The following is a 22,404-nucleotide window of genomic DNA, read 5'->3' as shown; positions in this document are numbered from 1 at the left end:
CACCCAAAACGTCTCTTATAGTGACCGGTGCAAGGATGCCATGTTGCTGATTTCGGCGCATTTGACAGGGTTCTGGAGTTGACCTGAGTCATTGCAAAGCACTAATGCTTTCTCCATACTTGCGCCCGCATAATTTCTCACTCTAAACCCATTGGTAAGGCTATGAGCACAGTAAATGCAAACCTGACTTACAACTATAAGGTGGTAAGACAATTTGCCATCATGACGTTGGTCTGGGGCATTGTTGGCATGGGTATGGGCGTGTTGATCGCGTCCCAGCTTGTGTGGCCAGCGATGAATCTGGATATGCCCTGGACGCACTTCGGTCGTTTACGGCCGCTGCATACCAACGCCGTCATCTTCGGCTTCGGTGGAAGCGCCCTGTTCGCCACCTGTTATTACGTAGTTCAACGGACGTGTCAGGCTCGCCTGATTTCGGACGGCCTCGCTGCGTTTACTTTCTGGGGCTGGCAAGCGATTATCGTGGCCGCCGCCATTACCTTGCCCATGGGCCTTACCTCGTCAAAAGAATACGCTGAGCTCGAATGGCCAATTGATATCGCCATCGCCGTGGTCTGGGTAGCGTTCGCCCTGGTGTTCTTCGGCACCATCATGAAGCGCAGCACTCCGCACATCTATGTTGCCAACTGGTTCTACGGTGCCTTCATCATCACCGTGGCGTTCCTGCACATTGGTAACAACCTGGCCCTTCCGGCCAGCGCGTTCAAATCCTACTCTGCGTATGCCGGTGTGACCGACGCCATGATGCAGTGGTGGTGGGGCCACAATGCGGTAGGTTTCTTCCTGACCGCGGGCTTCCTCGGCATGATGTACTATTTCGTGCCAAAGCAGGCTGATCGCCCGGTTTACTCCTACCGTCTGTCTATCGTTCACTTCTGGGCACTGATTGCGACCTACGTATGGGCTGGCGGCCACCACCTGCACTACTCCGCCCTGCCAGACTGGGCACAGACCGCAGGCATGATAATGTCCCTGATTCTCCTGGCTCCGTCCTGGGGCGGCATGATCAACGGGATGATGACCCTGTCCGGCGCCTGGCACAAACTGCGGACCGATCCGATCCTGCGCTTCCTGGTGGTATCCCTGTCCTTCTACGGCATGTCCACGTTCGAAGGTCCGATGATGGCCATCAAGACGGTCAACGCACTGTCTCACAACACCGACTGGACCATCGGCCACGTACACTCCGGTGCACTGGGCTGGGTAGCCATGATCAGCATCGGCGCCATCTACCACCTGATCCCCAAACTGTGGGGACTGCAGGCGATGTACAGCACCAGCCTCATCAATGTCCACTTCTGGCTGGCTACCGTTGGCACCGTACTTTACATCGTTGCCATGTGGGTCAACGGCATCATGCAGGGCCTCATGTGGCGCGCGGTTAACGCCGACGGCACCCTGACCTACAGCTTCGTTGAGTCTCTGGAAGCCTCTTACCCGGGATATTTCGTCCGCTTCCTTGGTGGCGTCATTTTCCTGAGCGGCATGCTCATCATGGCTTACAACGTGTACATGACCATTCGCCAGAAAGATGCGGTTGCGGAAGAAAGCGCAGCGGCCCAAACGGCGTAAACGGAGAGAGGTCAGATGAACCACGATATTGTTGAAAAAAATATTGGTCTGATGATCGTTCTGATCATCCTGACTATCAGCGGCGGCTTTCTGGTTGAAATCGTGCCCCTGTTCTTCCTGAAAGAGACGAACGAGCCGGTGGAGGGTCTTGAGCCCTACACCGCTCTCGAACTGGAAGGCCGGGATATCTACATCCGCGAAGGCTGTCACGTGTGCCACACCCAGCAGATCCGTCCGTTCCGGGCAGAAACCGAGCGCTACGGCCACTACTCCGTAGCCGGCGAGTTCGTCTACGATCGGCCGTTCCTGTGGGGCTCCAAGCGTACCGGTCCCGATCTGGCCCGCGTCGGCGGTCGTTACTCGGATGCCTGGCAGCGTCAGCATCTTTACGACCCGCGCAGCGTGGTTCCGGAATCCAACATGCCCGCTTTCCCCTGGCTGTTTGAAAACCGGGTAGACCACACCGCGACGGCAGCGAAGCTGGAGACTCTGCAGTCACTTGGCGTGCCTTACAGCGACGAACAGATTGCCGAAGCATCTGCGCAGGTCGAGGGCAAATTCGAAATCGAAGCTCTGGTCGCGTACCTGCAACAACTCGGTACCGTGATTTCAGAGAAACGGTGATCCCATGGATTTGAACGAGTTACGCGGCATTCAAACCCTTCTGGTCATGGCGGTTTTTTTCGGAATCGTCTGGTGGGCGTACAGCGCCCACCGCAAAAAGGCCAACGACGAGGCAGCGCATCTGCCCTTCGATGATGACGAAGTGGAAAAGCGTACTCTCGAACAGGAAAAAACGGAGAAGAAACAATGAGTACCTTTTGGAGCCTCTGGATCAGTGTGATCGTGCTCGGTACTATTTTCGGCTGTATGTGGCTTCTGTGGGCGACCCGTAAGAACCAGACATCCGATACTGAGACCGATCGCACCACCGGCCATTCCTTCGACGGCATTGAGGAATACGACAATCCGCTTCCGAAGTGGTGGTTCTACCTGTTTATCGCCACGTGCATTTTCTCGCTCGGCTACCTGGTCCTCTACCCCGGCCTGGGCAGCTTCCAGGGAGTGCTGGGCTGGACCTCGGCCAACCAGTGGGAGGCTGAAGTTGCCGAAGCGGAAGAGAAGTACGGCGAGATCTACGCGCAGTATGGCAGCACGCCGGTCGCCGAACTGGCGAACAACGAAGACGCCCTGAAGATCGGTCAGCGTCTGTTTGCCAACAATTGCGCCGTCTGTCACGGCTCTGCGGCTCGGGGCCAGGTTGGTTTCCCGAACCTGACCGACGACGACTGGCTCTACGGTGGCACCCCGGACGCCATCCTGGAAACCCTGCACAACGGTCGCATGGGTAACATGCCAGCCAAGGGTGTCATGCCAAACATGACCAATGAGCAGGTTGATCAGGTGGTCAACTACGTACTGAGTTTCAGTGGTCGTGAAAAAGATGCTGAAGCGGCCGAAGCCGGCAAAGCCGTGTTTGCCCAGGGCTGCGCCGCATGTCATGGCGCGGACGGCAAGGGTATGCAGTCGGTGGGCGCGCCCAACCTGACTGACAACACCTGGCTGTACGGTTCCACCTACGAGTGGATCAAGGAAACGGTCGTCAACGGTCGTCAGAACCAGATGCCTGCCCAGAGTGGTCGCCTGTCTGAGGACCAGATTCAGATTCTCGCAGCCTACGTTTACAGCCTGTCGAACTGAGTCAGCCGGCCGGGGCTCGCGCCCCGGCCTGGTCTTTTCCAGACTGTGCCCTGCCCCTCCGGACACAGTCTGGAACAGATCAGCAGACCCTCCGGGCCCGCTTAGCGCTTTACCCTTTAATCGGGAGGTTTCGATGAGCAGTGAGATTCCGGTCAAACAGGTTGACCCGTCCTCTGACCCCTCCGATAACAACAAAAAATCCGGAAGTGTCGAACTCTACGCCAGCCGCAAGAAAATCTATGTAAAGGAAGTCAAAGGCTTCTTCCAGCGCATCCGGAATGTCAGCCTGATGCTGTTGATGGGCATGTATTTCCTGTTCGTCTGGATCACGCTGGACGGCCAGCCGCTGATTCATTTCGACCTCCCGGCCCGGGAGTTCCATCTCTACGGCCTGACCTTCTATCCGAAGGATTTCATCCTGCTGTCCGGGATGCTCATCATCTGTGCCTTCGGCCTGTTCTTCATCACCACCCTCTTTGGACGGGTGTGGTGCGGCTATACGTGCCCCCAGACGGTGTGGACGTTTATCTTCATGTGGGTGGAGGAACGTATTGAAGGTAGCCGCAACAAACGGATGAAACTCGACAAGGCCCCCAGTTCCGCAGAGAAGATCGCGAAAAAGTCGGCCAAACACGCGGCATGGCTGCTGATCGCCCTGGCCACCGGGCTGACCTTCGTTGGCTATTTCTACCCTATCCGGGAGCTCATCGCCGACCTCTTTACCTTTCAGGCGAACGGCTGGGCCTACTTCTGGGTAGCCTTCTTTACCGTTGCCACCTACCTCAATGCCGGCTGGATGCGCGAGCAGGTGTGCCTGTACATGTGCCCGTATGCCCGCTTCCAGTCGGTCATGTTCGACCCCAATACCCGCGTTGTGTCTTATGACCCCAACCGGGGGGAACCTCGTGGCGGCCGCAAGAAGGGTGTGGATCCGGCCGAGGCGGGCCTTGGCGATTGCATCGACTGCGGCCAGTGCGTTCAGGTGTGCCCGACCGGCATCGATATCCGGGACGGTCTGCAATACGAGTGCATCGGGTGTGCGCTTTGCATTGATGCCTGCGATGAAATCATGGACAAGATGGAATACCCCAGGGGCCTGATTCGCTACACCACGGAGAACGAACTCGAGGGCAAGAGCTCCAAGCTGCTGCGCCCAAGGACCTTCGGCTATGGCGCAGTGCTGGCCATGATGATCGCGGCCATCGTCGTAACCATTGCAACGCGGGTGCCGGCGCAGATGGATGCGCTCCGGGATCGCGGCGCGCTGTACAGCTTCAACGGCCAGGGCAGGATTGAGAACTCCTACACCCTGAAAATTGCCAACATGACGGAAGTGCCCCAAACGTTCGCGGTTTCAGTGCGAGGCCTGGAGGATATCCAGATTCTGACCGAGACATCGGTGACCGTTGAGAGCGGTGAAAACCGTTCGCTGCCGACAGTGGTTGATGTGCCGCCTGAATCCATCACACAGTCCAACAACGAGATTTTCTTTCAGGCACAGTCTCAAACAGACACTTCATTGAAGCTGGAAACTGAAAGCCGATTTGTTGGTCCAACGCGCTGATCCCCGGAACGCGCGCCGACCACCCCGTTTAAACGAGAACGAGTGATATGACCGAACAAGCTCCAATAGCACCCTGGTATCGCCAGCCCTGGTTCTGGTTTCTGACCATTTTTCCGCTGGCTGCCATCATCTGGTGTATTTTCATGATCATCATTGCCACCAATCTGGAAGACACGATGGTCACCGATGATTACTCCAAGGAAGGCCGCGGTATCAACATGGAAATAGCGCGCGATAAAAAGGCCAAAGACCTTGGCATGGTCGCTGAAATGCGCTTCAACGACCGCACTATCGCCCTGACTCTCAGCACAGACCAGGGCCCAACTGACTTCCCTTACCTGATTCTGAACCTGTTCCATCCGACCCTGGCAGATCGCGACCGGACCATTCAGTTCCAGAAAACAGACACCGGCGAATACCGTGGCCAAATGCTTGAAGACATTGATGGTCGCTGGTATTACGACCTGCGGGGACCAGAGAACCGGTGGCGATTGAAAGGCGAAGCCTGGCTGCCGGCGGAAAACGGAATCACCGTCAGCTCAGAAGGCGCTGCTAAAGGGTGACTGCCCTGAAGTGCTTTCATTGCGGTGAGCCAGCGGATGGTGAGCCGCAGATTACCCTGGAGCTGGACGGACGGACCCAGCATTTCTGTTGCCGTGGCTGCCAGGCCGTCTGTGAAACCATCCGTGGCGAGGGACTAAGCGGGTTCTACGACATTCGCACCGAATCCGCCGTTACCCCCCGCCAATTGTCTGGCTCGGAACTTGATCGCATCCGCGAACTGGACCACCCCCTGGTCCAGCAGGCTTTCGTGTCTCCGGTCAAAGGGGGCGAGGAGGCTCAGCTCCTGATAGGTGGCATTACTTGCGCTGCCTGTATCTGGCTGCTGGAAAACCACATGAAAAAGCAGCCCGGGGTGCTGTCCTTCACGGTCAACCACACCACCCAGCGAGCCCGACTGGTCTGGGCTCAGGACCAGAGCCGGCTCAGTGACCTGCTGATTGCCATCCACGAGCTCGGGTATACCGCGCGCCCCTACCAGCCAGACGAAGCAGAACAGGCCCTGAGATCGGAGCACCGATCCATGCTGATCCGGCTCGTACTCGCCGGTATTGGCTCGTTTCAGAGCATGATGCTCGCATTTCCGCTGTATTTTGAAATGGTGAACGACCTGTCACCGGAGTTCGTCAGCTTCTTCCGCTGGTTCAGCCTGCTGATCGCAACGCCGGTGGTGTTTTACAGCGCGCGCCCCTTTTTCAGTAATGCCTGGCGTGACCTGAAGTCCCGACACCTGACCATGGACGTCCCGGTCGCCATTGCCATTGGCCTTGCTTACGCTGCCAGTGCCTGGGTTACCGCATTTGGCGGCGAGGAAGTGTACTTTGAGTCGGTGTGCATGTTCACCTTTTTCCTGCTCCTGGGCCGCTACATCGAAGTTCAGGCCCGGTTCCGGGCCGGTCTGACCGGGAACGCCCTTGCAGGCTTCCAGCCAACGGTTGCCACCCGGGTTCAGGGTGAACAGGTGGAGGTGGTTCCGGCGCACGCAATCAAACCCGGTGACGTGATTCGGATCCGCCCAGGCGAGACCCTGCCCATCGATGGTGAGATCGTCCACGGCCAGTCCACCCTCAATGAGGCGGCCCTGACGGGTGAATACCTGCCTGAAACCCGAATGCCCGGGGATACCGTGCACGCTGGCAGCATCAACGGCGAGAATCCGCTCGATGTCCGGGTCGTCAGGGCGGGCTCACAAACCAGACTTTCCGGCATCATGCGGGTACTGGACCGGGTTCAGGCCGAGAAACCCCCGGTGGCACTGATGGCCGACCGGATAGCCGGAAAGTTCGTGGCGCGGGTGCTGATCCTGGCACCTGTGGTCTGGCTTGGCTGGTGGCTCGCAGGGGCTGACAACGCTTTCGATATTACCCTGTCGGTGCTTGTGGTCACCTGTCCGTGTGCACTATCCCTGGCCACGCCCACCGCCATTACCGCAGCCACAGTCAAACTTCGGCGACTGGGTTTCCTGCCAACGCGAGGCCATACCCTGGAATCCATGAATACCATTGATACCGTGGTTTTCGACAAGACCGGTACCCTGACCCGGGGCGAACTGAGCCTGGTGGGCGTAAAAGTCGTGGGTCACATGGACGAAAGCGCCTGCCTGAAGCTGGCAGCAGGCCTGGAGCAACACTCGGAACACCCGATCGCCCGGGTGTTCCACAACCGGGCCTCGTCGGCTGTCGGGCAGGTAACCAATCACCTCGGCGGCGGGCTTTCCGGAAAACTCGGAGACCAGCAGCTCTACATCGGTCACAAGGACTTTGTCGAGTCCTGCGTTAACCTGCCTGCGCCGGCCTCGCCGGGCTATCAGGGCATGGAGATCTGGCTCGCATCGGAACGCGAATGGCTCGCCTGCTTCTCTCTCGACGATCAACCGAGGCACGATGCTGCCAGCGCCATTCATTCCCTTGAGGGCCTGGGCATCCGTACCCTCCTGCTCAGCGGCGATCGCTCGGATCACGTCTCACAGGTCGCTCGGGCAGTGGGCATTGAAGAAGCCATTGGCCAGGCATCACCGGAGCAAAAACTCGAAGTTCTGAAACAACTCACGGGTGAGGGACACAAGGTCATGATGGTGGGAGACGGGCTCAACGACCTGCCCTCCATGGCGGGGGCCGGCATATCCGTCGCCATGGGATCCGCGGCAGACCTGACCCAGCTCCACGCCGATGCTGTGCTGCTCAACGGCCAGCTTATTCAGTTGGTTGAAGCCCTTAAAACCAGTCGCCTGACCCGCCGGGTGATCCGCCAGAACCTGATGTGGGCGCTCGTGTACAACGTCTGCGCCCTGCCCCTGGCTGCGGCCGGCATGGTTCCGCCCTGGCTTGCGGCCATAGGCATGTCCTTGAGCTCACTGGTCGTCGTCCTGAATGCCCTTCGCCTGGGCAGGACAGCCGCCCGACCGACGAACCGGGCCGGGACTACGGTTGGCGCCCAAGCTGTGTCCTGATACCGTATCCCGATACTTTTTCCGCGAGGTTCTGCCGTGCAAATCGTTATGATCCTGGTCCCGCTGGTATTGATTGTGGTGGCCCTGGGTATTTTCCTGTTCTCGTGGGCGGTCAAAAGTGGCCAGTATGATGATCTGGAGGGGCCGGCCCACCGGATTCTGTACGACGATGACAAGGATATGATCCCGGACGACGCACGGACGGACAAGCCAACCTCTCGCCCTGAGGAGGAGGCCGGGGAGTCCCCCGAGCCTGACTCCGACGAGGATGCCCCTAAACCCTGATGGCCCCTGAACTCTATCTCAGTTATCCCAGCGCCTTTCTGATCGGCCTCCTCGGGAGTTCTCACTGCCTCGGCATGTGCGGTGGAATCAGCGCCTCGCTGTCCATGGCGCTGCCAGTCGGGAAGGGCTTCCGATTACGCCAGACCATGATGTTGCTGGCGTTCAACGCGGGCAGGATTTCCAGCTACACACTGATTGCTGCGCTGGTAGCACTGCTGAGCACCTCGGCGGCAAGCCAGTGGTCAGAACTGGGCGGAGTGCTTCGCACCGTCGCCGGTCTGCTCCTGATTGCCATGGGTCTGTCGATGGGGCAATGGTGGCAGGGAATACGCTACATCGAGAAGATAGGTGCGCCGGTCTGGCAGCGCCTGTCTCCGCTGACACGGCGCTTTCTACCGGTCAATCATGTCGGGCAGGCCTTGGCCCTGGGAGCACTCTGGGGGTGGTTGCCGTGTGGCCTGATCTACACCACGTTGGGCTGGGCGGCACTGCAACCGACCGTCGGCTCCGCGGCACTGACCATGTTGTTCTTCGGCCTTGGCACACTCCCCTCCATGTTGGCAACGGGCTACGCGGCAGGCTGGATCCGAAGGTTGCAGGGTCAACGCCTGTTCCGGAAAGTGACCGGTGGCCTGCTGATCGTGTTCGGCGTCTGGACCCTGCCCCTGACCGGCGGCCTCGCCCATTGACCGGACGGATCCCCGGTCATCCGGCTCCGGCCCACCAGTGCTAGATATTCAGGACGTCCAGGCGACCGAAACTGCTGGCCTCCTCGGGTTCGGCTGTGTCTACAGCCTGACGCTTCCCGCCCAGGCGCTCCCCGTCCCGGAAATTATAGAGGTTGGTGTCGGCAAGGTGGGACGGTTCCACGTTGCACAGGGCGCGGAACATGGTTTCCAGACGACCGGGGTGCTGTTTGTCCCAGGACTGGAACATGTCCTTGATGACCTGACGCTGGAGATTTTCCTGGGAACCACAGAGGTTGCAGGGAATGATTGGAAATTCCCTGAGCGCCGCATATCGGGCAATATCTTTCTCGCGACTGTATGCCAGCGGCCGGATGACGGTGTTGCGGCCATCGTCACTGTGCAGTACCGGTGGCATGGACTTCAGTTTGCCGCCGTAGAACATATTCAGGAAAAGGGTTTCCAGAAGGTCATCGCGGTGATGGCCGAGGGCGATCTTGGTCACGCCGTGTTCTTCTGCGAAATTATAGAGAATTCCGCGCCGTAGCCGGGAACACAGACCGCAGGTGGTCTTCCCTTCCGGAACTTTTTCCTTAACAATACTGTAGGTGTCCTTCTCGATGATGTGATACTCGATACCCATGGTTTTCAGGTATTCTGGCAGCACCTCTTCCGGAAACCCGGGTTGTTTCTGGTCAAGGTTGACCGCAATCAGCTCAAAGGAAACCGGTGCACTCTTCTGCAGGTTGAGCAGAATGTCGAGCATGGCGTAGGAGTCTTTGCCGCCGGAAAGACAGCACATTACCTTGTCCCCGGCTTCAATCATCGAGAAATCGGCAATCGCCTGCCCGACATCACGGCGCAGACGCTTCTGCAGTTTGTTCAGCTCCAGTTTCTGGCGGCGCTCAAGCTCGGCGCGCTGAGACGGTTCGGGACTCACGATCATTGCTTCGGACATACCAACTACGTTCATAAGGTTAATGAGCGTCGGATTATACGCGTCACATGGATTCAGGGACAGGATACCGACATGGATATGTTGCAAACACACCGCCAGATCACAGGAAAACGAGAGCTCAACCGAATCCGCAATCGCAAGGCGATCCTCGATGCAGCCCGGGAATGCTTTCGGGAGCACGGCTACGACAACTCGACCATCCGCGACATCGTCAGGCGCACGGAACTGGCTGCCGGCACCTTCTACAACTATTTCTCCAGCAAACAGGATATCTTCGCGGCACTGCTGACCGATTTCCTGACCCGACTGAACAACAACCTTACCCGAAATCGCCGCTCAGCAGACACCACGCAGGATTTCATTCACTCGGCTTATCTCGCCCTCTACACCGCGACCGCCCGTGACCCGCTGGTCTATGAACTGGCTCACCGAAACGACCGGGCTCTGCGGAAACTGTTCGGCTCCGACATTCTGGGGCTCACGATGCTGTCTCTCGAGGAAGACGTCCGGGAAGCAATGACTCGCGGCCTGTTGCCAAAACTTGATCACGAGTACCTCTGCGCGGCCTTCTTCGGGGTGGCCTATGAAATGAGCCTGAGAGTGGCCCAACGGGCCCATCGTGAGCCCGAAACGGCGGACCAGGAGGCGCTGCGGGCGACCCGGTTTTCCACGGCCCTGTTCCTTGGCGGCATACCGAAGCTTTCCGGCCTTTCCTGACGCCCTACTCTGCCCTACCATTGGCCCATGACCAATTCCACTTCAATCCGCCAACCATCGGATGTCGCGGCCGGTAACAACGACGGCACACTGGAACCGCAGATTCAACATCTGCTGGTGGCGGTGGAGCACGAGCTTCGCCGGGCACCCGATGGTGTCAGTGAACTGTCACTGATCAAGGCACTGCAACATGCACCCTGGGAACTGATAGGCGACGTCCGCTTCCACGACCCGGAGAAGTTGTACCCGGTGCATTTTCTGCTGTTTCATGCGCTTTACAGGCTGAGAGACCTGCTCGCAGAATCCGGTGAAATCCTGCACATATCGCCACTGAACATCCGACTTCGCCCGCAGGACGTAGTTGGTGGTTCCGGGCTGCCGGACGAGCAGGACAAACTCCGGGAATTCTATCTGGATCTGTCTCAGTACAGTCTCCCTGAGGACGCTATCCATCGGATGATGGACGATTTCTGGGCCGGCAGGCCAGGCGCCCGACCGGAGGCTTCCGAGACGCTCGCGGCTGCCGAGAGCCTTGGATTCGACGGGGTCCCCGACAGTTTTCCGGAAGTGAAACAGCGTTTCCGGCGAGCCGTCATGCTGGCCCATCCCGACCGGGGAGGCGACACCAGGAGCATTCAGGCACTCAATCAGGCGTTCGCCGTGCTCAAGGCCCACTTTCAACTGGCCAACTGAAGTTCAGCAACCCGGCATTCCCGAGCATTTGAAAGGATATTACATGGCACAACGAACTCGTATGAAACCACTTCTGTTGCTGGCTCTGTTCACTCTGTCTCTCCAGGTCCGGGCAGACCTTGTCGTGCTTCAATACCATCACGTCAGTGATTCCACACCACCGTCCACCAGCACGTCAGTCTCTCTGTTCGAGGCTCAGATGGACCTGATCTCGGACCTGAAGCTACCGGTCGTACCATTGAAAAGCGGAACCGAAGAAGCCCTTGCCAGTGAGCCCGGAACGGAAAACCGTTTGGCCATCACCTTCGACGATGCGTACGATTCGGTCTATTCCACGGCCGCGCCGATACTTTCAGCCAAGAACTTTCCGTACACCATTTTTGTAAACACGGAAGCTGTCGGGCGCGAGGGATACATGACGTGGGAACAGCTGCGGGAACTTGCCCAGAGGGGGGACGTCACCCTTGCCAACCATAGCGCCGACCATAAGCACCTGGTCCGCAAACCGGGCGAGAGCGAGACCCAGTGGGCACGGCGAGTCGAGTACAGTCTGGATTCCGCCCAAACGACTCTACGGGAGAAACTCGGAAGCCTGTCACCCCTGTTTGCCTACCCTTATGGCGAGTTCGATTCCGCAGTGGAGGCAAAATTGGCCGAGCGGGGATGGTACGGATATGGCCAGCACTCCGGTGCCATTGCCCAGACCTCAGGCGAAACCCGACTGCCCCGATTTCCGATGGCAAACGCCTATGGCCAGATTAACGGCCTCGAGAACAAACTGCGGAGCAAGACATTTCCGATCGACGCCGCCAGCCTGCCCGACGGTGTGATCTCCACCAATCCGCCCAGACTGACCTTCCGTCTGCCCGCATCAATGGACGCCTCCGGTCTGACCTGCTTCGCTTCAGGGATGGGACGTATCGATTTCGACCTGGATGGGCGGGACGTCACGGTTCAGGCACCGGGGGCGTTCGATAGCCGGCGCTTCCGATACAACTGCACCTATCCGGCCGGAGACGGAAGCTATTTCTGGCTCTCGAAACAGTGGCTGGATTTGACCCAGCCCGAAGACTGACTCGCCAGCCTCACTCCTGCTCGGCCATCATCAGCCCGATTTCCCCATGTGCGACATGGGGAATGGCCTTTGGTCCCTTACCAGTCTCAATGACGGTCTGCCCCTGCAGATCCTCATTTCGGGTAAAAAGGACCAGCCAGCGCTCCCCCTCGGCCGGAAACACCGGGACCCACGCTTCCAGAAACCCCCGTCGACTCCAGGTCTCCGGTTCGTAGGAGCTGACGAGGTCAGTTACCAGGCGCACCGGCTCAAACTCCCCGTCCAGGAAGACCAGGGATGGCACAAAAACGCCGTCCTGGTCGTAGGACCGAATACGTACGATGAAATCCGACCGGTCGGCGACGCCGGCAAGGGCAATCAGCTGGAATGGGCTGGTCCCGGTGAGAAAGTTATGGACCGGGGATTGGCTGGTGATATCGACACCGAATTCCCGCCCCCGCTGCCATTCCTCGTGATTGCTGGTGTCCAGACCACGGCAACAGAACTCCCTGAAACGGGCAAAATAGTCGTCATTGCGGGATTCGATTCCCAGGACCGCAAAGGCGTCAGGATCACTTCCGGCAACGGGGACCTCCGGTTCAATGTCAGGACCGGCATGGTAAATACTCGCGGGGGTCAATTCGATGGGCGGCGGAATCCGACCTTTCTCCGCTTCGCTACGGGTGTCCGGCTGGAAATAGCTGACCCGCACATTCCCCTCGGCATCGCGCCAGGTGAAATAGGGCTGGCGTTCGCCGGGACGGACGTAACCGTCCTTCGCGAGCTGAGTCGCATCCGGGTAGTTTTCGAGGGTGTATTCGGTTTCCTCTTCCAGAGTCTGCGACATTTTGCGGCCATCGGAACCGGCGCTACCGGATTTCGTTTCCGGCGGAGTGCCTGCAGATTCGACCTCCCCCCCGGACCCTTCGGCAGGGGTCTTAACAATGGGTGAATAGCGGACTCTGCCCTGCTCGTCGACCCACGTGAAATACCCCTCCCGTTCGGATACCGGAGCACCGCCAACCTGGCATCCAACAACCAGACCGGCGATTGTGGCAACAACTGCTGCCTTTACCAGAGCGTGTATCGTCATGGCAGGAGTCCACAGCGTCATTGGGTAGCCAGCCGGTCAGAATTTGGTACGGAAACTGAGACCGGCCATGACCACCCGGAGCGAGGTTTTAATATCCAGCCCCGCATAGGGGTTGTAGATGATATTGGTGATGTTGTCGCAGTTTACGTTACAACTGGTGTCTGCCGGAATGGTTTCAATCGATTGCAGGTAACTCAGGTTCATGTCGATCTGGGTATCCTTGTCCCACTTGTACCCCATTCCAACACTGTAGAGATTGGCGCCGCCAAACGGGGCCATGATGGAGCGCTGGTCGTCCGGGATGACCGAGTCCCGGATCTCGACACCCGCCCTCAGGTCCAAGCGCGACGAGGCATGAAACTCGGCGCCAAATGCCCAGTTCCACTGACTCTTGAACCCAAGGGGCAAACGCAGGGTATCGGACGTGGCGTTGTCAGGAGAAAGGATCTTGGCGGCATTCAGGAATTCCAGGTTACGGTCAAACCGGAATTCAAAGGCATCCCACTGGGCGTAATCGGTCCATCCGATATCGGCATTCAACGTGAGTTTCGGATGCACGTCGACACTGATCCCGGTCTGGAAGTGCTGCGGATACACCAGATCCATGCTCACGTTGCCGGCCTCACGGGGCGCACCGGATGGCAGGCTGAGAATGGCCGAAGTGATGGCACCGAGGACCGAACTGTTCACACTTTGCCAGAAACCGGACCAGTCATCCGTGTACTGGATTTCGTAAGTGCCCTTCAGGTTCATCTCGGCTTCTGAGGTGTAGCTCGCGCCCCAGGTGAACCAGTCGGTGGGTTCCCACATGACGCCGAATGAATAGGTCGGCGACAAGGTCTCCTGAACGTTGATACTCAGAGCCCCGATGTCATCCCACGGACCGACGTTACCACCACACAGGGCCAACCAGGGCTGGAGCGGTTCGTCGCCGCTTTCACAGTTGAAAGCATCCTGCAGGATCTCGGCGACCCCCAACAGCAAGTTGGGCGCTCTCATATACTGATCGGCGGCAATCCCCATGTGGGAGAGATGGATACCCGCACCCACGGACCACTCGTCGTTGATTTCGTACCCAACGGTGGGCGACAGGTAGGTTGTGCGCTGAAGCGCCGTTGCCTGGGGTTGATAGCGACCGGGATCGTCCTTGTCGCGATAGAACCCGGCTGCCAATGGCAGATAGAAGGCATTGGCGAACGTCAGCTTTGAACCGGGCGGGTTGATGCTTATACCGGCCGACGGCGCCACCGCAGGCCCTGGCGGTGTCCTCAGTATGCCGTACCCCGGAACGTAGAGCGCTACGTTATTGGTGTGGCTATGGGAGTTGGCCACCGGGTCTTTCTGCTTGCCCGTCAGAGGGTCCGTCTCGAGGCCATCGATACCGAAGATTTCATAGCCTTCGGGTGCCGTGAAATCGGCGTCGATATCCAGATAGACGCTCATCAGATTCACTTCAAGCTGGCGATCGTCCAGCTTGGTGAGACCGGCGGGATTGTAATGGATCGCCATGATTCCCGGAGGATCTGCCGTCACTGCGTTACCCAAGGCCAGCGCTTTCGGATGGATAGTAAGGTTCTGCGCGAGCTGGGCCTCGGCACCACACGAGATGGTCGAGGCAATCAGAGCCGCGAGAATCTGCCGCTTGTGGCTGTAGTGTCCCATGAATTCCTTCCCTTCCCGTAAAACGTCGGCGGCACCAATCACTCTTTGAGGCCGGAGAAATTAATGGGCAGGGATACACCCAGGGAGAAGTCCGGGGCATCCTCGGTCAAACCAATACCAAGACTGGTATTCACGATGGTGGTGTCGCTGACCCGGGTACCAAGTGACATGCTCAGGAAGCCGGTCATCTGGTCCTGGGCAACGGCCTGATCACCGTTGCTGAAGGTAAGCACGGTTTCGTCGCTGTAACTGAGCTGTGCGGAAATACTCAGGGAGATGTCGTAGGACAGGGAGTAGGCAAAGCCGGCAGAGCCCGACAGTCCAAATCCAGGATCAACCTCGGTCAGCAAACGGGCCCCCCTGACCTGATTCAGATCCTCGGCGGGCAGGTTGTAGGTCAGGCTGACCGAACCGAACACCACCACGGGATCAAGAACCTTGGAGAGGCTGGTTCCACCGGCCAGAGAGTAATAGCCACTGCCGGTCGAGAGCTGCTCGTTGATGTCGATCTCGTACGGACTCACGCCGGTTTTTGTGGTGAAGGTTCCGAACAGAGTCGTCGACATCTTGCCGGGTACATAGGCAAACGGCTGCCACCGACCTGTGAAGGAAATGTCGCCGAAATCGTAGACAGTGAGTTCGTCCTGGGAATCGTACTTCACAACCAACGGAATCCGTGTACCGACGGTCAGGTTGTCCAACAGGCCGTAGTCGTAGGAAAAGGCATTGGTGAAGTTATGGGTGGCCGAGGGGACCACGTCCAGATTCCTGACCGAGCCGTCGGTGATGGCCAGATCCAGACGTTGGTCGGCCGTATAGGAATAATCAAACGAGTAATTGAGGGCGTGAGTGCCTTTTTTCTGTAGCGAGTAATTCTTCTCCGCAGCCTGGAAAACTTCTTCCAGCTGGCGTGAAGAGTCCTCGTCTCCCTCTTGCTTGGCCAGGGCTTCCCTCGCCTGGTCAACATTGCCTTCCTGCGCCAGGGCCATGCCCGGAAGCAGTCCTGCCGTGGAAACAAGGATAAAGCCTCGCACAAACCAACGATTCATCCTGACTCCCTTATTTTATTTGTAATGTCCTGATCCGGATAACTACCCGGGAATTAGTTGCGACGGTAATGCAGTTGCTTTCTGGTGTTCTCTACGCTGCCGTCGGGGTTATTCTTCTGGCGTTCCAGGAGGTTCTCGATTCGCCTTTCGGTCGCCTCGTGGAATTCCGGAATCCGTTCCAGTGCCAGCAAAGTCATGGTCTGGTCGTCTACAAACCGCAGGTCTTCCTCTTTTAACTCCAGGTTGTCCAGGGGCTTATCACTGCCTGGAAACACGATAAACAGAACGTTGTCGTCCCATTTGTCTTCAAACTCCGCCAGCGGAAAGGAGATATTCCCGACCGACGGATCCGCCAGGTACACACGTCCATCCCGAATGGTCCGAAGAACAACGAAGTGTTTGAAGCCGGCATGGTGGATCGGAACAATGGCCGGGTGGTCGAGATCCTTGAGATCGTCGATCGTTGCCCGGAACCCGCCGGAGGGGTATCCAAGTGCGGTCACCAGACGCTTCATGTCCAGCATGGAGAAGGCCCGGCGCTCGACGATCCGCTCACTCTCACCGTAATGAAGCAGGCCTTCCATCACCTGACGTTCCGACAGGGTCCGCCCCAGATAGAAATTCAGCACCGTTGTCAGTGCCGCGCTCCCGCAACTGTAGTCATAGGCCTGGCGCACGATGTTCCGATACTTCTGCTCGACCAGCGGCTCCACCCGGATATCGGACCGCAGCCGCACCGGCCCGGAATCAACATCCTGCTCGATGACAACGGTGCCTTTTTCGAACGGCTCGACCACGGTCGCTTCCTGCACCATGGTGAATGTGAGAATGGATCCGGCGAGCACCAGCAGCATGTCAGAGGAGATCCCTGTTCTTGTTAGCCATGACATTTATCGGGTTACATGTTGTTACGGTAAGATACCGAAAAGCCTGAGCCCTTAAAGATAACTGTGCCTCAAATCTGTCGCTGCAGAAGAGGCCTCCGGAAACGGATTTGAGAACTGGTTCAAGGCTTTTCCTGAGAGGCAGGCAGTCAAAGCTCTGTTCGGAAGGGAGTCGATGGGAAGCAGCTTCAGCTCGTAAACACGAAACCGAGGAGAACGTAGCAAAGCACGGTGACCACCCCGACACCGATCAGGTTTAGTACAAAACCCGCGCTGATCATGTCACCGATCTTCAAGTGTCCGGAAGAAAATACAATGGCGTTAGGCGGTGTCGCCACAGGCATCATGAAAGCGCAGCTTGCCGCAACCGCGGCCGGAACGGTCAACAACAGTGGCGACACCCCCTGAGACACTGCCAGCGCTCCCAGGAGAGGCAAAAATGCCGCGGCCGTAGCGGTATTGCTGGTCACTTCGGTGAGGAAAATAATCACCCCCACCACCAGGGCAATGATGACCACGGGTGGCAGTACACCGGCCACCCCCAGGCTCCCGGCGATCCACTGCGCCAACCCCGAACTGCCAATGACTCCGGCCATAGCCAGCCCGCCACCAAATAACAGCAGAACGCCCCAGGGAATTCCCCGGGCGGTATCCCAGTCCAGCACAAATACCCGTCGCCGTGAATCGACCGGCAGAATAAACATCACGACGGCTGCGGCGATGGCAATCCCCGTGTCACTGAGCCAGGGCATCAGCCCGTGGGAGAGCAACGGGCGGAAAATCCAGGCGCTCGCAGTCACCACAAACACCAGCCCGACCAGCTTTTCCCCCTTCGTTAACGGACCCAGAGCTGCCAGTTCGTCCCGAATCATCCGGCCACTGTCGCCCTTTCGGCCAATCCCGAAATCCCGACGGGTCAGCCACCACCAGGCGACCATCAACATTACGACCGTTATCGGAACGCCAAGCAGCATCCATTGTGCAAACCCCACGGACACCCCCTGGCTCTCACTCAGATAGGCCGCCAGCAAAGCATTGGGCGGCGTACCTATGAGCGTCGCAATGCCGCCGATGCTTGCCGAATAGGCGATAGCAAGCAGCAACGCGATGGCATACCGGCGAACGCCGTCCGGGTTATCAGTATCCATCATGGCAATCACCGACAGACCGATCGGCAACATCATGATTGACGTAGCGGTGTTGCTCACCCACATGCTAAGAAAAGCCGTGGCGAGCATAAAGCCACCAATCTGACGCCTGGGCTCGTCGCCCATGGCCTTGAGCGTCAGCAGCGCAATGCGCCGATGCAAGTTCCAGCGCTGCATCGCCAGGCCGAGGGTGAACCCTCCCAGAAACAGGAAGATGATCGGATGGGCGTATGGGGAAGTCGCTTCACTGATCGACCCCAGTCCCAGTGCCGGAACCAGAACAATGGGGAGTAATGCTGTTGCAGGAATCGGGATGGCTTCGGTCGACCACCAGGTCGCCATCAATAGCATCAGACCAAGGGCCGCCCAGGCATCGGGCCCCATGGTTTGAGGTGGCGGCAAAAGCTGTGTTGCTATCAGGAAGAGCGCGCCAAGCGCCAACCCGATGAGCTGGATTTTGGGCAGCCCCGGTGCCCCCTTCGTGGAATCTGTTGCGTCAGTCATGGCAAACGGACCAATCGAGCGAACAGGCCGGATCAGCGCCGGCCAAGCGCCGCGATCTGACGGTCCTGAAGCTTTCCCAGTGTCAATAAGGCAAGGATGGCGCCAGCCAGTGCCCAGGCCATGTCGGACTGGGTGTCCCACACGTAGCCCTGAGTCCCGAGAAAGGATTCGGCCGCTTCCTCGCTTGCCAGCGCAACCCACCACTCGATCAGTTCATAGAATGCACTGAACGCCAGGCAAAAACAGACTACAAAGAAAGCCCGCCAGCCACTCCTGGCGAACACCTCCAGCCGGATAACCAGCTCCCGGGCAACCAGGGCCGGGACGAATCCCTGAGCGAAATGCCCCAACTTGTCATAGTTGTTCCGCTCCCAACCAAACCAGTCACCAAACCAGTCGAACAGGGGCACCTCGGCATAGGTGTAGTGCCCTCCCACCATGAGAATGACCGCGTGAACCAGAATCAACCAGTACAGCATTGGCGTAAGCGGAAAACGGACAACGCACCAGGCCACCAGTAACAAACCAATGACCGCCGGGAGCACCTCAAGAACCCACGTGGCGCGGTCCCTGGGCCCGATCCCGGACCAGATCAGGACTGCCAGAAACACCAGGGTCCAGACCAGAGCTGCTACCGGTATTCGTGCCATTCCATCCTTCCTGTTGTCTGTCCATTCGGTTTCTTGGTTCATAGCAAAGGCGCCATTATCACAATCAGTCCGTCGTGGTGGGCAGGAACCTGCCAAAACCGGTTTCCCTGCCCAGGGCCGGCTCGATCTGTTCATCCGTGACCGCGGGGCGACCATTGATCAGCACATGCTTCACGCACCCCGGCACCCGGTTGACCATCCGTTCCAGCCCGAAACTCTCCATCTCCGCCCAACTGACCTGCTCCAGATCCTGACTCAGGCCCTCGGGGTCAAGGATGGTAATGTCGGCGCGGTCCCCCTCCCGGATATGGCCGGCCTCAATGCCCAGCCAATCGGCCTGCTCCCCGGTCAGCCGGTGCACGGCGCGTTCCAGAGACATTACCGGCTGGCCCTGTTGATGGCTTTTCTGAACGAGTTTCAGGAACCGCAGAGGCAGGTTGTAGAAAGCCATGTTGCGGATGTGGGCACCGGCGTCAGAGAACGTAATCAGGGCGTGGGGATTTTTCACCATTTGCCGAAGCCGGTCCTCGCGATGATTGCCCACCACCGTAAACCATCGCAATGCCCGACCGTGGGCGACGACCATATCCAGGAAAAAGTCGACCACATGGATTCCGCGTTCGTCCGCCAGTTCGGCGAAGTTCCGACCGATCAGGGAGGGATCCGGGCACCCCAGGACAATGGCGTCTCCGAAGTCTCTCTGCCAGACCCGGGGCGACAGCTTCTCCTTGTAAAACTTGCGAAAGGTGCGCCGGTACTCCTCGTCTTTCAGCAACTCATTGCGTTCAAGCTGGTCACGGACATCCAGTGCCATTTCTCCGGCCCCGAATTCTTCGAACAACACGATGTCCATGCCGTCAGCATAGATTGCAAAGGGCGTTGGCAGAAGCTGCCAGCGGAAATTGCCTCGGAAGGCATTGGCGAGCCAGCCCACAAGATTGGCCATGGGCCGAACCGTGGGATTTCCCTTGAGATCGATCATCGCGATCAGGGTGGTTTTCAAGGGTTTCCGGAACCAGCCCAGGGTTTCCTTGAGATACTGGGTTACCTGAAGCGGATTCGCAGCGTTGGGCGCTCCCTGGTGCACGCGTCCGTAGCGGCGCAGCAGCCGGTTCAGGCGGCTGACCTCACGCCAGCGCGCATAGGTGCTGGGCAGGCTCTTGGACCATTCCCGGTCGCCATCCACCTTGTCCCATTTCAGGCACATGGTCGACAGACCCAGGAACCCCACCTGTAACGCCTCCTCCAGCAGCTGCTCCATACGCCCCAGTTCCTCCGGGGTTGGCTTGATGCGTCGATCCGTCGCGCGGTGAAGCCCCATGACACCGACACGCAGATCGCTGTGTCCGAGAAAACTGATGACATTGGGCCCCAGCGGATGGTCGCGAAGAAAGCTCAGCCAACCGGAGGGCGTACGCCAGCTCTTATGCTGTTGCAGAATCGGGAGGACTTTCTCCCGCGGCACCGTCTCCACGCGGGTGAAAATGTCCGAGGCATCTTCGGCATCCGAGCACACCATGCTCAGGGAACAGCTGCCGATCAATACCGTGGTGACCCCGTGACGCACGGATTCGGACAGCGAGGGGGCGACAATCAGTTCCGCATCATAGTGGGTGTGGGTATCAAGGAATCCCGGTGTAACCCAACACCCCTCGGCGTTGATCACCCGATCCGCCAGGCTGGTGTCGGGTTCGGAATTGAAGACCCGCTCGATTTGCCCGTCGCGAACGGCCACATGGGCGATGCGGGATGGCCCGCCGGTCCCATCAAAATAGCGGCCACCGATGATAAGCGTGTCATACCGGTTCATGGAGACTGACTCCTGTCATGTTGTTCTTCTGCGGAAACAGTCTAGCCAGACCCGCCCGACATTGCTTCGTTTTACCATCGCCAACAGCTACCGAATCCGAATCCGCCCGCCATCCTCCAGTTGCCGGTCCGGATGACGAACCACCTCGTCACCCTCAGCCAGACCCTCCTTCACAACGGTGTAAAGGCCGTTGCTACGGCCGGTAACGATCGGTGTCAGCCTGGCCCTGTCCTCGACCGCCTGGAAAACGTGACGCCCCCCCTCATGGTCGAAGATGGCCGAAGCAGGAATCCGCAACACGTCATCGGCCTCCCAGAGAATAAACGTGGCGTCCACCCGATACCCGTCACCGAGCATCTTCCACTCGTCCACCGGGCTTACAATATCCGCCACCACCTGAACCCTCTGCTCTTCGACACCCAGGGCCGAAATATCCTCAAACCCAACCGGTTCAACCCTTATCACCGTGGCGTCAAGTGTCGTTCCACCCCAACCGGTCAGCCTGGTCCTGACCCCGGGTGTCAATTTGACCGCATCGAAACTCAGAACGTCCACCACCACTTCCAACGCGCCCGGATCTCCCACTTCCAGGATTGCCTCGCCCGCCTGTATCACGCCTTCACTCTTGCGGACAATATCCAGAATGGCACCGTTGACCGGTGATCTGACCTCAACACGTTCAATGACGCCATTCCCGGTTTTTCGGGCAGCGGACACCTCAAGCCGTGTGCGTGCCGCGCTCAGCTCGTGGGCCATGACCTCCTCGTCAAACCGGGCGGACCTTAGAATCGCCTGGGCGCGCTCGTCAGCCGCTTCGGCCTGTTGAAGCCGATCCTCCGAGACAAAATGATTGCTGCTGAGCGCCTGCAATCTTGTCAATTCCCTGGCGGCAAAGACCGCCTCGGCCTCAGCGGCCGCCACTTTCTGGCGGGCTGAATTGAGGGCAGATCGCGCGGCTCCGACCCGGGCCTCGGCCTCCGCCCTGCTGCGCGCATCCAGGACACTGGCCGGCATCGGATCCACCTCGGTCAACAGTTGGCCGGGCGTCACGGGATCGCCCACGTCGAGCGACACCCGATGCAGATAACCAGCAACCGGAGAGGAAACCAGGTAGCGGTCCTTCACCCGGGTCTTACCTTCCTCGGTGATCGAGACTTCCATTTCACCCCGTTCTGTCGGCGCCAGATCAACCCAGACCGGATCCGGCCGCAGGGTGAAGTACACCGCCCCAACGACCAGGACGGAGAACAGCCCCCAGAAAATCCACTTACCTGCAGAACGCTTTTCTGTCATAACCCGTTTCCCGATTCGCTCCGATCCGAGAATCCGGACCGGCGAGCTTC

At 58.6% G+C, this 22,404-nt stretch carries 21 protein-coding genes; 12 read left to right on the top strand and 9 right to left on the bottom strand.

Annotated elements, in window-relative coordinates:
• Positions 1 to 162: 162 nt before the first annotated feature.
• The 9 genes from ccoN to QQF73_RS07890 all read left to right on the top strand — a co-directional run bounded on the left by ccoN (position 163) and on the right by QQF73_RS07890 (position 8,842).
• The gene (gene ccoN, locus QQF73_RS07930; protein WP_219866030.1) at positions 163 to 1,593 is read left to right on the top strand and encodes a cytochrome-c oxidase, cbb3-type subunit I; all 1,431 of its coding nucleotides are present in this window, start codon (positions 163 to 165) and stop codon (positions 1,591 to 1,593) included.
• A gap of 15 nt (positions 1,594 to 1,608) precedes the next feature.
• Positions 1,609 to 2,217, top strand: a complete 609-nt coding sequence (ccoO, locus tag QQF73_RS07925; RefSeq protein WP_219866031.1) for a cytochrome-c oxidase, cbb3-type subunit II — start codon at positions 1,609 to 1,611, stop codon at positions 2,215 to 2,217.
• Between the two features lie 4 nt (positions 2,218 to 2,221).
• On the top strand, positions 2,222 to 2,407 hold the full coding sequence (locus QQF73_RS07920) for a cbb3-type cytochrome oxidase subunit 3 (RefSeq protein WP_218634708.1): 186 nt from the start codon (positions 2,222 to 2,224) through the stop codon (positions 2,405 to 2,407).
• Positions 2,404 to 3,294, top strand: a complete 891-nt coding sequence (ccoP, locus tag QQF73_RS07915) for a cytochrome-c oxidase, cbb3-type subunit III (protein ID WP_219866032.1) — start codon at positions 2,404 to 2,406, stop codon at positions 3,292 to 3,294. Before QQF73_RS07920 ends, ccoP begins: the two co-directional genes overlap by 4 nt.
• 133 nt (positions 3,295 to 3,427) lie before the next feature.
• Positions 3,428 to 4,858, top strand: a complete 1,431-nt coding sequence (gene ccoG, locus QQF73_RS07910) for a cytochrome c oxidase accessory protein CcoG (RefSeq protein ID WP_219866033.1) — start codon at positions 3,428 to 3,430, stop codon at positions 4,856 to 4,858.
• A 47-nt stretch (positions 4,859 to 4,905) separates the two neighbouring features.
• Positions 4,906 to 5,421, top strand: coding sequence for a FixH family protein (locus QQF73_RS07905; protein ID WP_219866034.1), 516 nt, complete (start codon positions 4,906 to 4,908; stop codon positions 5,419 to 5,421).
• On the top strand, positions 5,418 to 7,868 hold the full coding sequence (locus tag QQF73_RS07900; protein ID WP_219866035.1) for a heavy metal translocating P-type ATPase: 2,451 nt from the start codon (positions 5,418 to 5,420) through the stop codon (positions 7,866 to 7,868). Before QQF73_RS07905 ends, QQF73_RS07900 begins: the two co-directional genes overlap by 4 nt.
• 36 nt (positions 7,869 to 7,904) lie before the next feature.
• Positions 7,905 to 8,153, top strand: coding sequence for a cbb3-type cytochrome oxidase assembly protein CcoS (ccoS, locus tag QQF73_RS07895; protein WP_416383192.1), 249 nt, complete (start codon positions 7,905 to 7,907; stop codon positions 8,151 to 8,153).
• The gene (locus QQF73_RS07890; RefSeq protein WP_219866036.1) at positions 8,153 to 8,842 is read left to right on the top strand and encodes a sulfite exporter TauE/SafE family protein; all 690 of its coding nucleotides are present in this window, start codon (positions 8,153 to 8,155) and stop codon (positions 8,840 to 8,842) included. Before ccoS ends, QQF73_RS07890 begins: the two co-directional genes overlap by 1 nt.
• A gap of 40 nt (positions 8,843 to 8,882) precedes the next feature.
• On the opposite strand, the gene ttcA is transcribed toward QQF73_RS07890, so the two are convergent.
• Positions 8,883 to 9,797, bottom strand: coding sequence for a tRNA 2-thiocytidine(32) synthetase TtcA (gene ttcA / locus QQF73_RS07885; RefSeq protein ID WP_228743302.1), 915 nt, complete (start codon positions 9,795 to 9,797; stop codon positions 8,883 to 8,885).
• Between the two features lie 72 nt (positions 9,798 to 9,869).
• Between ttcA and QQF73_RS07880 the strand changes: the two genes are divergently transcribed.
• Genes QQF73_RS07880 through QQF73_RS07870 form a run of 3 tightly spaced genes read left to right on the top strand, consistent with a single transcriptional unit; the run spans position 9,870 to position 12,282 of the window.
• Positions 9,870 to 10,514, top strand: a complete 645-nt coding sequence (locus QQF73_RS07880; RefSeq protein WP_285367816.1) for a TetR/AcrR family transcriptional regulator — start codon at positions 9,870 to 9,872, stop codon at positions 10,512 to 10,514.
• A gap of 27 nt (positions 10,515 to 10,541) precedes the next feature.
• Positions 10,542 to 11,207 (top strand): DNA-J related domain-containing protein, encoded by a 666-nt coding sequence (locus tag QQF73_RS07875; RefSeq protein ID WP_219866038.1) that lies wholly within the window; start codon positions 10,542 to 10,544, stop codon positions 11,205 to 11,207.
• A gap of 43 nt (positions 11,208 to 11,250) precedes the next feature.
• A complete protein-coding gene (locus tag QQF73_RS07870) occupies positions 11,251 to 12,282 on the top strand; it encodes a polysaccharide deacetylase family protein (RefSeq protein WP_219866039.1) in 1,032 nt (343 codons plus the stop codon).
• A 10-nt stretch (positions 12,283 to 12,292) separates the two neighbouring features.
• Here the strand turns inward: QQF73_RS07870 and QQF73_RS07865 are convergent, their stop codons facing one another.
• From QQF73_RS07865 to QQF73_RS07830, 8 genes are all read right to left on the bottom strand, one after another.
• On the bottom strand, positions 12,293 to 13,354 hold the full coding sequence (locus tag QQF73_RS07865) for a MalM family protein (RefSeq protein WP_285367815.1): 1,062 nt from the start codon (positions 13,352 to 13,354) through the stop codon (positions 12,293 to 12,295).
• Between the two features lie 36 nt (positions 13,355 to 13,390).
• Positions 13,391 to 15,016: an OmpP1/FadL family transporter gene (locus QQF73_RS07860; RefSeq protein ID WP_219866041.1), complete on the bottom strand. Its 1,626-nt coding sequence runs from the start codon at positions 15,014 to 15,016 to the stop codon at positions 13,391 to 13,393.
• A gap of 38 nt (positions 15,017 to 15,054) precedes the next feature.
• A complete protein-coding gene (locus tag QQF73_RS07855; protein WP_219866042.1) occupies positions 15,055 to 16,065 on the bottom strand; it encodes a transporter in 1,011 nt (336 codons plus the stop codon).
• A gap of 53 nt (positions 16,066 to 16,118) precedes the next feature.
• A complete protein-coding gene (locus QQF73_RS07850; RefSeq protein WP_219866043.1) occupies positions 16,119 to 16,919 on the bottom strand; it encodes a C39 family peptidase in 801 nt (266 codons plus the stop codon).
• Between the two features lie 218 nt (positions 16,920 to 17,137).
• Positions 17,138 to 18,601 (bottom strand): SLC13 family permease, encoded by a 1,464-nt coding sequence (locus tag QQF73_RS07845; protein WP_219866044.1) that lies wholly within the window; start codon positions 18,599 to 18,601, stop codon positions 17,138 to 17,140.
• A 32-nt stretch (positions 18,602 to 18,633) separates the two neighbouring features.
• Complete coding sequence (locus QQF73_RS07840; protein WP_219866045.1) at positions 18,634 to 19,251, bottom strand: DUF2238 domain-containing protein; 618 nt, start codon at positions 19,249 to 19,251, stop codon at positions 18,634 to 18,636.
• A 64-nt stretch (positions 19,252 to 19,315) separates the two neighbouring features.
• The gene (locus QQF73_RS07835; protein WP_219866046.1) at positions 19,316 to 21,061 is read right to left on the bottom strand and encodes an N-acyl-D-amino-acid deacylase family protein; all 1,746 of its coding nucleotides are present in this window, start codon (positions 21,059 to 21,061) and stop codon (positions 19,316 to 19,318) included.
• 87 nt (positions 21,062 to 21,148) lie between these two features.
• Positions 21,149 to 22,354 carry an efflux RND transporter periplasmic adaptor subunit gene (locus QQF73_RS07830; RefSeq protein WP_285367814.1) on the bottom strand — a complete coding sequence of 402 codons (1,206 nt, stop codon included), beginning with the start codon at positions 22,352 to 22,354 and terminating at the stop codon, positions 21,149 to 21,151.
• Positions 22,355 to 22,404: the final 50 nt, after the last annotated feature.

This window comes from Marinobacter albus, from assembly GCF_030238305.1.
Lineage (GTDB): Bacteria > Pseudomonadota > Gammaproteobacteria > Pseudomonadales > Oleiphilaceae > Marinobacter > Marinobacter albus.
This window is presented reverse-complemented; position numbering and strand designations above follow the sequence as displayed.